The sequence below is a fragment of the Acidocella aluminiidurans genome (assembly GCF_055383125.1).
Genome location: NZ_AP031589.1, coordinates 132666 through 146667 on the forward strand (window position 1 = coordinate 132666; position 14002 = coordinate 146667).

Below are 14002 nucleotides of genomic sequence, written 5' to 3' on the forward strand. Positions count from 1 at the left end.
AGGGTATCCTCACATTTGGATATATGAGCGTGTCCTCACATTCGTCAAGCGCGACCCAGCCCGGCAAGGCGCCCAAGCAGGAGCGCGGCGTGCAGCGTGTCGCCGCACTGCTGGAAGCCGCCGCCAGCCTGTTTGCGGAAAAAGGCGTGGAGGCGGCGACGATGACCGAGATCGCCAAACGCGCCGGGGCGCCGATCGGCTCGCTTTATCAGTTTTTCCCCTCCAAATCCGCCGTGGCGATGGCGCTGCTGGAGCGCTATGCCGCCCGGCTGGAGAATAGTTTGGGGGCGTTGCGCGATGCCGCGCCGGGTTTGAGCCCGGAAGCGCTGGCGGCCGGGCTGCTGGCGGTGCTGCGCGCGCATGAGCAGGACCGGGCGCTGGCGCCTTCCTTGCTGGAGGCCTGTGCCGATCTGGTGGGCCAGGCGCGGCCGTTCCGTGCGCGCAGCCGCGCGCTGGTGGAAGCCGTTTTGCTTCAGGCCAGGCCACAACTCGCCCCCGGCCGCGCGGCGGCGATGACGATGCCGGTGCTGCTGATGATGAAGCAGGTGCCCAAGGCGGGGCAGGACGAAGAGGTGGTGGCGGAGCTGACGCGGATGCTCGCTATGTATCTGCGCGCCGGATAGCGGGATCGTGTAAACGTTTTCATTTTCACAAAAGCGTTTCCGGACTGTCGCGAAATTGTCATCGGCGGCGCGCTAAAGCGCCCTCATGAAATCGCAACCCCGTCCCACTTTGCACGATGTCGCCGCGCAAGCCGGCGTCTCCATCGCCACGGTCTCGCGGGTGCTCAATGGCGGGGCGCGGATTAGGCCAGAGACGGCGTTGCGTGTGCAGGAGGTGGTCCGCGCCTTGGGCTTTCGCCCCAACCGGATGGGGCGGGATCTGCGCAGGGGGCAGAGCCGCGCTGTCGGCGTGCTGCTGCCCACCCTCGCCAATCCGGTCTTCGCCGACAGTGTTTCCGGCATTCAGGAGGCGGCGCGCGAGGCGGGCTGGACGGTGTTGATCACCTCCAGCGATTACGACCCCGCCCAGGAGCTGGCGGCGATGGAGGGGCTGCTGGCCGAGCGCGTGGCCGGGCTGATTGTCACTGTCGCGGATGCCGGGCGCAGCCCGACCCTGGATGCGCTGGATGAGGCCGGCCAGCCTTACGTGCTCTTTCACAATGAATCGCCGTTTCCGCAGCGCGCCAGCGTGGCGGTGGATAATGAGGCGGCCGGCGCGGATGCGGCGCGGGCGCTGATCGCACAGGGGCATCGGCGGTTGGCGATGGTGGCGGGGCGGTTTCTCGCCTCGGACCGTTCGCGCCGGCGCCATCGCGGTTTCATGCAGGCGGTGGCGCGGGCCGGGCTGCCGGCGCCGGCCTTGATCGAAGCTGATTTCAATGCCGAGGAGGCGGCGGCGCTGGGCGGCGTGTTCACCGCCGCCGACCGGCCAACCGGGCTGTTTTGTTCCAATGATCTACTGGCGCTGCGCACCATCGCCGGTTTGCGCGCGCTGGGGCTGGCGGTGCCGGGGGATGTCTCGGTCATCGGCATGGACGGCATCAATGTCGGCCAGCTGATCAGCCCCAGCCTTGCCTCCATCGTGCAGCCGGCCCGCGAGATGGGCCGGCGCGCCTTCCTGCATCTGCTGGCGCGCATCGCCGAGGCGACCCCGCCCGCGCAGATCCGGCTTTCCCATAGCTACCGGCCCGGGCAGTCGCTCGCGGCCGCAATCCCCCAGGAGTGACCACGCCATGTTGAGACGTACCATGTTGACGCTGACCGGCGCGCTTGCCGCCAGCACCGCGATTTCCCGCCGCGCCTTCGCCCAGGAGACGGCGATTTGCTATAATTGCCCGCCGGAATGGGCGGACTGGGCCGGCCAGTTGAAGGCGTTTCAGCAGAAAACCGGCATTTTCGTGCCGGCGGATGACAAGAATAGCGGCCAGGCGATGGCCGCGGCCCTGGCCGAGCGCGCGCATCCGGTGGCGGATGCGATGTATCTGGGCGGGCAGGTTGGCATTCAGGCCAAGCAGGACGGGCTGACCCAGCCTTACAAGCCGGCCGGGTTCGACCAGGTGCCGGCCGGGCAGAAAGATCCGGAGGGCTACTGGTTCGCCATCCATAGCGGCACGCTGGGCTTTTTCGTCAACAAGGCCGCGCTGGGCGGCAAGCCGGTGCCGCAGAGCTGGGCGGATCTGCTCAAGCCCGATTATAGCGGCATGATCGGCTATCTGGACCCCTCCAGCGCGGCGGTCGGCTATGTCGGCGCGGTGGCGGTCAATCTCGCGATGGGCGGGAGCTATACGGATTTCACCCCGGCGATCACCTACTTTAAGAAACTCCAGGCCAACCAGCCGATCGTGCCTAAACAGACCGCCTATGCGCGGGTGCTCTCCGGCGAAATCCCCATTCTGCTGGATTATGATTTCGATGCCTACCGCGCCAAATATACCGACAAGGCGCCGGTGGAATTCGTGATTCCACAGGAAGGCAGCGTGAGTTTTCCGTATGTGATGACGCTGCTGAAGGGCGCGCCGCATCTGGAGAACGGCAAGAAGCTGCTGGATTTCACCCTCTCCGATGAAGGTCAGGCATTGTGGGCGAAGGCCTATCTGCGCCCGGCGCGCCCGGTGGCGCTGCCGCCGGAGATCGAGGCGCGCTTCCTGCCGGCCGCCGATTATGTCCGCGCGCGCCCGGTGGATCTGGCGGCGCTGGCGGCGGCGCAGAAAGGCTTTGCCGCGCGCTATCTCGCTGAAGTCTCGTAATGGCGCCATCGCGTCTCAGGCTGGCAGGGCTCGCCCTGCCGGCCGCCCTGGTGTTTCTGGGGTTCTTTGTTGTCCCCTTCGGCATCTTTCTGCATGTCGGCGGGCAGGGCGCGCATGGCTGGGCCGGCTACGCGCTGGCGCTGGGCGATGCGCGGCATCTGCAAAGCCTGCTCGCCACCTTCATTCTCTCCGTATTGGTGACGCTGGCGACGTTGGTGGTCGGTGGCATCTGTGGGCTGTTTCTGGGGCGGCATGAATTTCCTGGGCAGGGGCTTTTGATTTCGATCCTGACGCTGCCTTTGGCCTTTCCGGGTGTGGTGGTGGGGTTCATGATCATCATGCTGGGCGGAAGGCAGGGCTTGGTCACCCAGCTCAGCCTCGCTTTGCATGGCGGGCGGATCGTGTTTGCCTACTCGGTCTGGGGGCTGTTTCTCGGCTATCTCTATTTCTCCATTCCGCGCGTGGTGCTGACCATGCTGGCGGCGGCGCGCGGGCTGGATGCGGCGCTGGAGGAGGCGGCGCGCAGCCTGGGCGCGAAACCCTTTCAGATTTTCAGGGATATCACGCTGCCGGCGTTGCGCCCCGCGCTGGTCTCGGCGGCGGCGCTTACCTTCGCCACCTCGATGGGGGCCTTTGGCACGGCCTTCACCTTGGCGACGCGCGTGACCGTGCTGCCGATGATGATCTACACGGATTTCACTCTGACCACGGACCTCTCCTCGGTCGCGGCGCTGAGTCTGCTGCTCGGGCTGGTGAGCTGGGCGGCTTTGTTTCTGGCCCGCAGCCTGACCGGCGCCGGTGTGGCCGCAAGCGGTTAAAAATCATGACCAAACGTTATAAATTCGGGTTTTGGCTGCAGGCCGCGGTCACCGTCGCGTCCTGCCTGTTCATCGCGGTGCCGATGGCCTACTCCGTGCTCTCCGGCCTGATGCGCAATGCCTTTCTGGGGCTGCGCGGAGGCTTCACCTTTAAGTGGGTGGAGCAGGTGCTCAGCCTGTACTGGCCGACGATTTTGCTCTCGATCGAGATCGCCTTGCTTTGCTTGCTGGCGACGGCCTTGATCGGCATTCCCGCCGCCTACGCGCTGGCGCGTGCGCCGGGACGGCTGGCCCGGCTGGCGGAGGAGGCGTTGATCCTGCCGGTGGCGGTGCCGGGGCTGGCGACGGGGCTGGCTTTGGTTGTGGCCTATGATGGCTGGGGGAATTTCCGCCAGAGCATCTGGTTCATCCTGGCCGGGCATGTGCTGTTCACGTTGCCCTTCATGCTGCGCGCGGTGCTGGCGGTGATGGCGTCGGCGGATTTGCAAACGCTGGAGGAAGGCGCTGCAAGCCTGGGGGCCGGGTTCACCAGGCGCTTCCTTGGGGTGGTGTTGCCCAATTGCAAAAACGGGATTCTGGCTGGGGCGCTCAGCGTCGTCACGCTCTCGATGGGCGAATTCAACCTCACCTGGATACTGCACACGCCGCTGACCAAGACCCTGCCGGTGGCCCTGGCCGATGCCTACGCCTCGATGCGTCTGGAAATCGGCAGCGCCTACACCTTGATCTTTTTCATCATGACCGTGCCGTTGCTGCTCGCTCTGCAGCGCGCCACCAGGCCGCGCGCCGGAGACAGACCATGACAACCGACATCACCCTGCGGCAATGCGGCAAGGCTTTTGGCGCCACGCGCGTGCTGGAGCCGGTGGATCTTGCCATCCATGCCGGTGAAACCCTGGTGTTTCTGGGCCCCTCGGGCTGCGGCAAGACCACGTTGCTGCGGCTGATCGCCGGGCTGGAGAGCCCGGATGCGGGCGGGCGCATTCTCTTTGGCGGGCGAGATGTGACGGCTTTGCCGATCGAGAAGCGCAATGTCGGCATGGTGTTTCAGAGCTATGCGCTGTTTCCGAATATGAGTGTTGCCGAGAATATCGGCTATGGCTTGAAGATTCGCGGCGTGCCGAAGGCGCAGCGCCAGGCCCGTGTGGCCGAGATGCTGGAGATGATGCGCATTCCGGATCTCGGCAACCGCGCCATCGCCCAGCTTTCGGGCGGGCAGCGCCAGCGTGTCGCCCTGGCCCGCGCCGTGGCCGCGGCACCGGATGTGCTGCTGCTGGACGAGCCGTTGACCGCTCTGGATGCGAAATTGCGCGAGGCGCTGCGCGGTGAGATCAACGCGTTGCTGCGCGGGCTTGGCATCACCACCATTTATGTCACCCACGACCAGCAGGAGGCGATGGCGCTGGCCGACCGGCTGGTGGTGATGCGCAAGGGGCATATCGCGCAGATCGGCACGCCGCGCGAAATCTGGTTTCAGCCGGCGGATGCCTTCGTTGCGGATTTCATCGGCGCCAGCACGGGATTCTCGGGGCATGTCGAGGCCGGGCTGCTGCATGTGGCAGGGCTGCAGGCGCTGTGCGCGCAGGCGCCGGGGCGCTGCCGGGTGATGCTGCGCCCGCAGGCGCTGCGTGTGGCGCCGGAAGGTGTGCCGGTGCGTATCGAGGCCGCGCAATTTCTTGGTGAGCGTATGCGCCTGAGTGTTACCCTGCCTGACGGTACGGCGATGGCGCTGGATGTGCCGCCCGGATTGGAGGCGCTGCCGGGAGGCATGGTCCCGGTGGCACTCGATCTCGATCATCTCATCATCCTGCCTGAAAGTTCCGCCGCATGATCATCGCGCAACTGACCGACCTGCACATCAAGCGCGAAGGCCAGCTCGCCTACCGGAAGGTGGATACATCGGCGGCGTTGACGGCCGCACTTGACCATCTGGCCGCGCTGCCGATGCGCCCGGACGTGGTGCTGTTCACCGGGGATCTGGTGGATACCGGGCATCCTGATGAATATGCGCGGCTGGTGCTGCATCTTTCAGGGCTGACCCAGCCTTTCTATCTGCTGCCGGGTAACCACGATGCGCGTGAGGCGCTGCGTGCCGCGTTTCCCGGCCATGGTTATCTCGGCATGGAGGGCCCGGCCTGTTACACCATTGAGACCTACAAATTGCGGATCATCGCGCTGGATAGTCTGGTGCCGGGGCAGGGCGGGGGCGCGCTGGGGCGGCGCAGCTGGGTTGGCTGACGCAGCGCCTGGAGGAGCAGCCTGAGCGTCCGACCTTGATCGCCCTGCATCACCCGCCCTTCGCCACCGGGATCGGACATATGGACAAGCTGGGCCTGGCCGATGCGCAGGATTTCGCCGCCATCGTCGGCCGGCATAAACAGGTGCTGCGGGTGATTTGCGGGCATGTGCACCGGCCGATTACCACCTTTTGGGCCGGCAGCATCGCCTCAATCGCGCCTTCGACTGCGCACCAGGTGGCGCTGGATCTGCGCGAGGACGCGCCGTCGGCCTTCATGATGGAGCCGGGCGGCTACCAGCTTCATGCCTTCTCGGAGGAAACCGGGCTGGTCAGCCATACCGCGCTGACCGGCGGCTGGGCGGGGCCGTTCCCCTTCTTTGACGCTGAGGGCCGCTTGATCGAATAGCTGATTGTTGACAGTTTGGCTGGTTATGCGTAGTTTGTGGCGAATAAACGCGATCAATCACGGAAACTGTCAACAATATGGACAAGGACCCGGTTTTAAGCCCTGAAAGCGAGACGCTGAGCGAGCAGGTTTTGCGCCAGCTTCAGGCCGCTATTGTAAAAGGCGAGATCGCCCCGGGGACTAAAATTTCAGAGCCAGAGCTTGCCCGTGCCTACGGCATCAGCCGCGGCCCCCTACGTGAGGCGCTGCATCGGCTGGAAGGCCAGAAACTGCTGGTGCGGGTGCCGCATGTAGGCGCACGCGTCGTCTCTCTCTCCCGCGAAGAGCTGAACGAGCTTTATCAGATCCGTGAATCGCTCGAAGGCCTGGCCTGTAGGTTGGCGGCCGAGCGGATGAGCCCGCAAGAGGTGGAGGCGCTGCGCGCGGTGCTGGGCGCGCATGAGCGCGATGAGGCCTTCCAGGCCGGACGCGGCTATTATCAGCAGGAAGGCGATTTCGATTTTCATTATCGCATCGTCAAGGCCAGCGGCAATGCCATGCTGTTCAGGCTTCTATGCGATGAGCTCTACCAGCTGGCGCGGATGTATCGCATCCAATATGCCGGCATGCCGCACCGCCCGGCACAGGCTTTTGCCGAACATCACCGGATATTGGACGCCATCGCGCAGGGGGATGGCGAGCTGGCCGAACTTTTGATGCGCCGGCATATCCGCACCTCCCGGCTCAATATCGAAAAACAAACCTTGCAGGAAACCAAGCCATGAACAGCAAATTCCGCAAACCGCTCGGCAACTCGGGGTTGGATTATTTCGATGCGCGCGCCGCGGTGGAGGCCATTGCGCCAGGCGCCTACGCAACATTGCCCTATACCTCGCGAGTTCTGGCGGAAAATCTGGTGCGGCGCTGCGACCCTGGGCTTCTCGAAGAGGCTCTGAAACAGCTGATCGAACGCAAGCGCGAGATCGATTTCCCCTGGTATCCGGCGCGTGTGGTCTGCCATGATATTCTGGGGCAGACGGCGCTGGTGGATCTGGCCGGGCTGCGCGATGCGATCGCGGAGAAAGGCGGGGATCCGGCGAAGGTGAATCCGGTGGTGCCGGTGCAGCTGATTGTCGATCATTCCCTGGCGGTCGAGCATGCCGGGTTCGAGAAGGACGCGTTTCAGAAAAACCGTGAGGTGGAAGAGAGGCGCAATGCGGACCGCTTCCATTTCATCAAATGGACGCGCGAAGCCTTCGATAATATCGATGTCGTGCCGGCGGGCAACGGCATCATGCACCAGATCAACCTGGAGCGGCTCTCCCCGGTGATTTACACCCAGGATGGGGTGGCGTTTCCCGATACGCTGGTCGGCACCGATAGCCACACCCCGCATGTAGATGCGCTGGGCGTCATCGCCATTGGCGTTGGCGGGCTGGAGGCTGAGAATGTGATGCTGGGCCGCGCCTCCTGGATGCGGCTGCCGGATATTATCGGTGTCGAGCTCAGCGGGCGGCGCCAGCCGGGCATTACCGCGACCGATATCGTGCTCAGCCTCACCGAGTTTCTGCGTCGTGAGAAAGTTGTCGGCGCCTATCTTGAATTTTACGGGCCGGGGGCGCGCAGCCTGACGATCGGGGATCGTGCGACCATCTCCAACATGGCACCGGAATACGGCGCGACGGCGGCGATGTTCGCCATCGATGAGCAGACGATCGATTATCTGCGGCTGACCGGCCGTGAGGCATCGCAGCTTGCCCTGGTGGAGACCTACGCCAAGACGAATGGTCTTTGGGCAGATGATTTCGCGCAGGCCGAATATGAGCGTGTGCTGCGCTTTGATCTCTCCTCCGTGGTGCGCAGCATGGCCGGGCCGTCCAACCCGCATAAGCGCCTGCCGGTCTCGGATCTCGCCGCGCGCGGCGTGGCCGCCCCCTGGGTGGAGGAGGCGGGCAAGATGCCGGATGGCGCCGTCATCATCGCGGCCATTACCAGCTGCACCAACACCTCCAACCCGCGCAATGTCATCGCCGCCGGGCTGCTGGCGCGCAATGCCAACCGCGCCGGGCTGACGCGCAAGCCCTGGGTGAAATCCTCGCTCGCCCCTGGTTCGAAGGCGGTGGCGCTGTATCTCGATGAGGCGGGGCTGACCGCCGAATTGGAAAAGCTTGGCTTTGGCATTGTGGGCTTTGCCTGCACCACCTGCAACGGCATGTCCGGCGCGCTGGATCCGGCGATTCAGCAGGAGATTATCGAGCGCGACCTCTACGCCACCGCGGTGCTCTCGGGGAACCGGAATTTCGATGGTCGCATTCACCCCTACGCCAAGCAGGCCTTCCTGGCCTCGCCGCCTTTGGTCGTCGCCTACGCCATCGCCGGCACCATCCGCTTTGATATCGAGCGCGATGTGCTGGGGCATGATGCGTATGGCAAGGAGATCCGGCTGAAGGATCTCTGGCCGAGCGATGAGGAGATTGACGCGGTGGTTTCGGCCTCGGTGAAGCCAGAGCAGTTCCGCACTGTCTATGAGGCGATGTTCGGCACCCGCGCGGCCCGGCGCAAGGTGAGCCCGCTTTATGAATGGCGTGGCCAGAGCACCTATATTCGCCGCCCGCCCTACTGGGAGGGGGCGCTGGCCGGGGGGCGGCGTCTACGCAATATGCGCCCGCTGGCGATCCTGGGCGATAATATCACCACCGATCATCTCTCACCTTCCAACGCCATCCTGCCGGATTCGGCGGCTGGTGAGTATCTGGCGCGGATGGGGCTGCCGGAGGAGGATTTCAATTCCTACGCCACCCATCGCGGCGATCATCTCACCGCCCAGCGCGCCACTTTCGCCAACCCGACGCTGCTGAATGAGATGGTGCGCGACGAGAAAGGTGCGGTGCGCAAAGGCTCGCTGGCGCGGGTGGAGCCGGAAGGCAAAATCATGCGCATGTGGGAGGCGATTGAAACCTACATGCAGCGCGGCCAGCCTTTGATCATCATCGCCGGTGCGGATTACGGCCAGGGCTCCTCGCGCGACTGGGCGGCCAAGGGCGTGCGGCTGGCCGGCGTTGAGGTGATTGTCGCGGAAGGGTTTGAGCGCATCCATCGCACCAATCTCATCGGCATGGGGGTGCTGCCGCTACAATTCAAACCAGGCCGCACGCGCCTGACGCTGGGGCTCGACGGTACCGAGACCTATGATGTCACCGGCGCTCTGCGGCCGCGTGCGGAGCTGATGCTCACCATCCATCACAAGGATGGCGCGGTCTCGCAGGAGATCGTCACCTGCCGGCTGGATACGGCCGAGGAGGTTTCGATCTACGAGGCCGGCGGGGTGTTGCAGCGTTTTGCTGAGGATTTCCTCAGCGCCGCGCAGGCGGCGGAGTGAGCGCCATGGCCTTCGCACCGCAAATCAAAATCCCCGCCACCTATATGCGCGGCGGCACCTCCAAGGGCGTGTTTTTTAAGTTACAGGATTTGCCTGCATCAGCGCAAAAGCCGGGGGCGGCGCGGGATGCGCTGCTGATGCGGGTGATCGGCAGCCCGGATGCGTACGGCAAGCAGATTGATGGCATGGGGGCGGCAACCTCCAGCACCTCGAAAACCGTGATCCTGAGTGCCAGCACGCGGCCGGATCATGATGTTGATTACCTGTTCGGCCAGGTCGCCATCGACAAGCCGTTTGTCGACTGGTCAGGAAATTGCGGCAATCTTTCCGCCGCCGTCGGGCCGTTCGCGATCAGCAACGGGTTGGTCGATCCGGCGCGGCTGCCGCGCGATGGCATCGCCACCATCCGCATCTGGCAGGCGAATATCGGCAAGACCATCATCGCGCATGTGCCGATGACGAATGGCGCGGTGCAGGAAACCGGCGATTTCGAGCTGGACGGCGTAACCTTCCCCGCCGCCGAGGTCGAGCTGGAATTTCTCGACCCCGCCGAGGAGGGCGATGGCGGGGCGCTGTTCCCGACCGGCCATGTCGTCGACAGGCTGGAGGTGCCGGGCATCGGCAGCTTCGAGGTGACGATGATCAATGCCGGCATCCCGACGATTTTCCTGATGGCCGAGGCGTTGGGCTATAAAGGCACCGAGCTGCAGGATGACGTGAATGGCGACGCGGCGGCGCTGGCGAAGCTGGAAAGCATCCGTGCCCATGGCGCGCTGAAAATGGGGCTGATCAAAACGCTGGAAGAGGCCGCGACGCGCCAGCACACGCCCAAGCTGGCCTGGGTGGCGAAGCCCGCCGCTTATACCTCCTCCGCCGGCAAGCAAATCGCGGCGGGGGATGTCGATGTGCTGGTGCGCGCCATGTCCATGGGCAAGCTGCATCATGCGATGATGGGCACGGCCTCGGTCGCCATCGCCACCGCGGCGGCAGTGCCGGGCACGCTGGTCAATCTGGCGGCCGGCGGCGGGGTGCGGGAGGCGGTGCGCTTTGGCCATCCTTCGGGCAGCCTGCGCGTCGGCGCCGGGGCGAAACAGGAGAACGGCGCCTGGGTGGTGGCCAAGGCGGTGATGAGCCGTTCCGCCCGGGTGCTGATGAGCGGTTTCGTGCATGTGCCTGTGCAGGCGTGCTGACAGCCTCGCGTAAATGTGACATTGACGTGACAGAGGAAGGGGCGGATAAGCCCGCTTTTCCGCCGTCTTTTCACGTTCACAGGTTCAATTATCCGCCAGATTGCCGCTCTCCCCTACCGTATCGCGGGTACCGCCCTGGATGCGCCGATCGAGGTGATGCTCGTCACCTCCCGGCGCACCCATCGCTGGGTGCTGCCCAAGGGCAACCGCATGAAAGGTCTGCCGCCGCACCACGCTGCCGCCCAGGAAGCGTTTGAGGAAGCCGGGATTGAAGGCGCGGCCTGCCCGGCGGCTTTGGGCAGCTATCGCTACCGGAAATTGCTGCGCACCGGCGCCTCCCTGCTCGTGGATGTGGATGTGTTCCCGCTCGCCGTCACCGGGCTGCTGGAGGAATGGCCGGAGCGCGCCGAGCGCGAGCGGCGCTGGTTTCCCCTGCGCGAGGCGGCCAAGGCGGTGGATGAGGTGGATCTGGGCCAGCTGATCCGCAGCTTCCGCGGCAGCGAGCTGGTGGGGTTGGATAAGCGCGCCGCCTTTCTGGAGCGGCTGCGGGGCTTGAAGGACGGTTTGCGGATGTTTCACTGGTTTCAGGCGCTGCTGCCGCAGAAAGGGCAGTTTTTCGAATTGTTCGAAGCGCATGGCCAGACCTTGCTGGCCGGCAGTGGCGCGCTGACGCGGCTGCTGCAGGGCGGCGAGGGCATGGTTCAGCATATGCGCGAGATCAATGAGCGCGAGGAGGAGGCGGACGCCATCACCCGCGAGGTGAAGCGCAGCGTGCGCCGCATCTTCCTCACCCCGTTCGACCGCAGCGCCATCACCGGGCTGATCTCCTCGATGGAGGATGCCATCGACGAAATGCAACAGACGGCCCGGGCCACCGCGCTGTTCGAGGTTTCCGCCTTCGAGCCGGAGATGCGCGATATGGGCGCCATCATCGCCGATTCCGCCCGGCTGCTGGGCGAGGCGCTGCCGCTTTTGCGTAATATCCACGCCAATGCGGCGCGGCTGCATGAGCTCACCGGCCGGCTGGTGCGCCTTGAGGGCCAGGCGGATGACATCCATGCCGCCGGGCTGAAGAAGGCGTTCAAGACCCATGGCGCGGCGAACCCGATGGGCTTCATCGTCGCGCGCGAGCTCTACAGCCATCTGGAGCGGGTGGTGGACCGGTTCGAGGATGTCGCCAACGAGATTGACGGCCTCGTCATCGACCATTCCTGAGACCGCCATGATCGCGCATGCCACGCTGGCCCTGCCGCTGCTGATCGCCCTGGTGGCGCTGGCTTTGGCGTTCGATTTCGTCAATGGCGTGCATGACAGCGCCAACTCCATCGCCACCGTGGTCTCCACCAGGCTGCTCAATCCGATACAGGCGGTGGCCTTCGCCGCCTTCTTCAATTTCGCCGCCTATTGGATTTTCGGGCTGAAAGTGGCGGCGACGGTCGGCAAGGGCATTGTCGATGCGCATGTGGTCACCCCGCAAGTGGTGTTCGGCGCGCTGGTGGGGGCGATGGCGTGGAATGTCTTCACCTGGTGGCGCGGCATTCCCTCCTCCTCCAGCCACGCGCTGATCGGCGGGCTGCTGGGGGCAGGGGTGACGCATGCGGGCTGGCATACGGTGGTCTGGGGCGGGGTGAACAAGACGGTGCTGGCCATCGTGATCTCGCCTCTGGTCGGGCTGGTCGTCTCGATGGCGCTGATGCTGCTGACCAGCTGGCTGTTCCAACGCGTGACGGCGCGGGTGGCGGAGGCGATGTTCAAGCCGCTGCATCTGCTCTCGGCGGCGGCCTATTCGGTGGGCCATGGCGCCAATGACGCACAGAAGACGATGGGCATCATCGCCGTGCTGCTCTTCTCGCAAGGGCTGCTCGGGCCGCATTTCCACGTGCCGGGCTGGGTGGTGGTCGGCTGCTATATCGCGATGGCGCTGGGCACGCTGGCGGGGGGCTGGAAGATCATCCAGACCATGGGCAGCCGGATCACCCGGCTGGACCAGCACCAGGCTTTTTGTGCCTCGGCCGGTGGGTCGATCATGCTGTTCTCGGCATCCTCGCTGGGTGTGCCGGTCTCCACCACCCACACCATCATGGGCTGCGTGGTGGGCGTCGGCGCGGCGCGGCGGGCTTCGGCGGTGCGCTGGAGTGTGGCGAGCCGGGTGGTGGTGGCCTGGCTGGTGACGATCCCGGCTTCGGCGGCGGTTGGCGCGGTGGTTTATCTTCTGGTGGACACTCTCTGAACCGCCCGGATCGTCTCCAGGGGACAAAAGCCAGCGAGACGCGTCAAAAACGGGGTGCCGGCGTCATTGCGCCAACACCCCGGTTTTTCAAAGGCCTTCGTTCAGAAACGCGGCTTCATTTATGGATCATCGTGCCGATGCCATGCTCGGTGAACAGCTCCAGCAGCAACGCATGTGGCACGGTGCCGTCCAGGATGGTCGCCCCCTTCACGCCCTGCGTCACCGCCTCCATGCAGGTCTCCACCTTCGGGATCATCCCGCCGGAGATGGTGCCATCGGCGATCAGCGAACGGATCTGCGTCAGCGACAAATCCGCCAGCAGCGTCTTGCTCTTATCCAGCACCCCCGGCACGTCGGTCAGCATCAGCAAACGCTGCGCGTTCAGCGCGCCGGCGATGGCGCCGGCCACGGTATCGGCGTTGATATTGTAGGTCTGGCCATCCTCGCCCGCCCCCACCGGGGCGATCACCGGGATCAGCCCGGCGCCGGTCAGCGCATGGATCACCCGGGTATCGATGAACATCGGCTCGCCGACATAGCCCAGATCCAGCACCTGCTCGATCGCGCTGTCCGGGTCCTTATAGGTGCGGCGCAGTTTGCGCGCGCGGATCAGCCCGCCATCCTTGCCGGAGATCCCCACCGCCAGCGCCCCGGCGGCGTTGATCAGCCCGGCCACCTGCTTGTTCACGGTGCCGGCCAGCACCATCTCCACCACCTCGACCATGGCGGCATCGGTCACCCGCAGCCCCTGGATGAAGCTGGACTGGATGTTGAGGCGCTTGAGCATCGCATTGATCTGCGGCCCGCCGCCATGCACAACCACCGGATTGATGCCGACCTGCTTGAGCAAGGCGATGTCGCGGCCGAATTCGTTGGCCAGCGAGCCATCCATCGCATGCCCGCCATATTTTACCACGATGGTCGCACCCGCATAGCGGCGCAGATAAGGCAGCACCTTGGTGACGATATGCGCTTCGCGGGTCGCGTCGGTGATGTCTGCTCTGGTCATCTC

14 protein-coding genes are annotated in these 14002 nt (G+C 65.0%); 13 read left to right on the forward strand and 1 reads right to left on the reverse strand.

Annotated features, from left to right (window positions below):
• The first annotated feature begins 23 nt into the window (after window positions 1–23).
• The 13 genes from ACZ46S_RS00660 to ACZ46S_RS00720 all read left to right on the forward strand — a co-directional run bounded on the left by ACZ46S_RS00660 (window position 24) and on the right by ACZ46S_RS00720 (window position 12990).
• Entirely contained in the window at window positions 24–623 is a 600-nt protein-coding gene (locus ACZ46S_RS00660; RefSeq protein WP_464062947.1) for a TetR/AcrR family transcriptional regulator, read from the forward strand.
• 85 nt (window positions 624–708) lie between these two features.
• Window positions 709–1728: a LacI family DNA-binding transcriptional regulator gene (locus ACZ46S_RS00665; RefSeq protein WP_464062948.1), complete on the forward strand. Its 1020-nt coding sequence runs from the start codon at window positions 709–711 to the stop codon at window positions 1726–1728.
• A 7-nt stretch (window positions 1729–1735) separates the two neighbouring features.
• Window positions 1736–2749, forward strand: coding sequence for an extracellular solute-binding protein (locus ACZ46S_RS00670; RefSeq protein ID WP_464062949.1), 1014 nt, complete (start codon window positions 1736–1738; stop codon window positions 2747–2749).
• On the forward strand, window positions 2749–3567 hold the full coding sequence (locus ACZ46S_RS00675) for an ABC transporter permease (RefSeq protein ID WP_295739527.1): 819 nt from the start codon (window positions 2749–2751) through the stop codon (window positions 3565–3567). Before ACZ46S_RS00670 ends, ACZ46S_RS00675 begins: the two co-directional genes overlap by 1 nt.
• A gap of 5 nt (window positions 3568–3572) precedes the next feature.
• Window positions 3573–4370, forward strand: coding sequence for an ABC transporter permease (locus ACZ46S_RS00680; RefSeq protein ID WP_464062950.1), 798 nt, complete (start codon window positions 3573–3575; stop codon window positions 4368–4370).
• Complete coding sequence (locus ACZ46S_RS00685) at window positions 4367–5398, forward strand: ABC transporter ATP-binding protein (protein WP_464062951.1); 1032 nt, start codon at window positions 4367–4369, stop codon at window positions 5396–5398. The genes ACZ46S_RS00680 and ACZ46S_RS00685 overlap by 4 nt, the downstream gene beginning before the upstream one ends.
• Window positions 5395–5805: a metallophosphoesterase gene (locus ACZ46S_RS00690; protein ID WP_464062952.1), complete on the forward strand. Its 411-nt coding sequence runs from the start codon at window positions 5395–5397 to the stop codon at window positions 5803–5805. The genes ACZ46S_RS00685 and ACZ46S_RS00690 overlap by 4 nt, the downstream gene beginning before the upstream one ends.
• 35 nt (window positions 5806–5840) lie before the next feature.
• Entirely contained in the window at window positions 5841–6212 is a 372-nt protein-coding gene (locus ACZ46S_RS00695) for a metallophosphoesterase family protein (protein ID WP_464062953.1), read from the forward strand.
• Between the two features lie 77 nt (window positions 6213–6289).
• The gene (locus tag ACZ46S_RS00700; RefSeq protein ID WP_464062954.1) at window positions 6290–6976 is read left to right on the forward strand and encodes a GntR family transcriptional regulator; all 687 of its coding nucleotides are present in this window, start codon (window positions 6290–6292) and stop codon (window positions 6974–6976) included.
• On the forward strand, window positions 6973–9570 hold the full coding sequence (acnD, locus tag ACZ46S_RS00705; RefSeq protein WP_464062955.1) for a Fe/S-dependent 2-methylisocitrate dehydratase AcnD: 2598 nt from the start codon (window positions 6973–6975) through the stop codon (window positions 9568–9570). Before ACZ46S_RS00700 ends, acnD begins: the two co-directional genes overlap by 4 nt.
• Before the next feature lie 5 nt (window positions 9571–9575).
• A complete protein-coding gene (gene prpF / locus ACZ46S_RS00710; RefSeq protein WP_464062956.1) occupies window positions 9576–10760 on the forward strand; it encodes a 2-methylaconitate cis-trans isomerase PrpF in 1185 nt (394 codons plus the stop codon).
• A 156-nt stretch (window positions 10761–10916) separates the two neighbouring features.
• A complete protein-coding gene (locus ACZ46S_RS00715; RefSeq protein ID WP_464062957.1) occupies window positions 10917–11975 on the forward strand; it encodes a DUF47 family protein in 1059 nt (352 codons plus the stop codon).
• 7 nt (window positions 11976–11982) lie between these two features.
• Window positions 11983–12990: an anion permease gene (locus ACZ46S_RS00720; protein WP_464062958.1), complete on the forward strand. Its 1008-nt coding sequence runs from the start codon at window positions 11983–11985 to the stop codon at window positions 12988–12990.
• Between the two features lie 115 nt (window positions 12991–13105).
• On the opposite strand, the gene argB is transcribed toward ACZ46S_RS00720, so the two are convergent.
• Window positions 13106–13999 carry an acetylglutamate kinase gene (gene argB / locus ACZ46S_RS00725; protein ID WP_008492490.1) on the reverse strand — a complete coding sequence of 298 codons (894 nt, stop codon included), beginning with the start codon at window positions 13997–13999 and terminating at the stop codon, window positions 13106–13108.
• Window positions 14000–14002 lie beyond the last annotated feature (3 nt).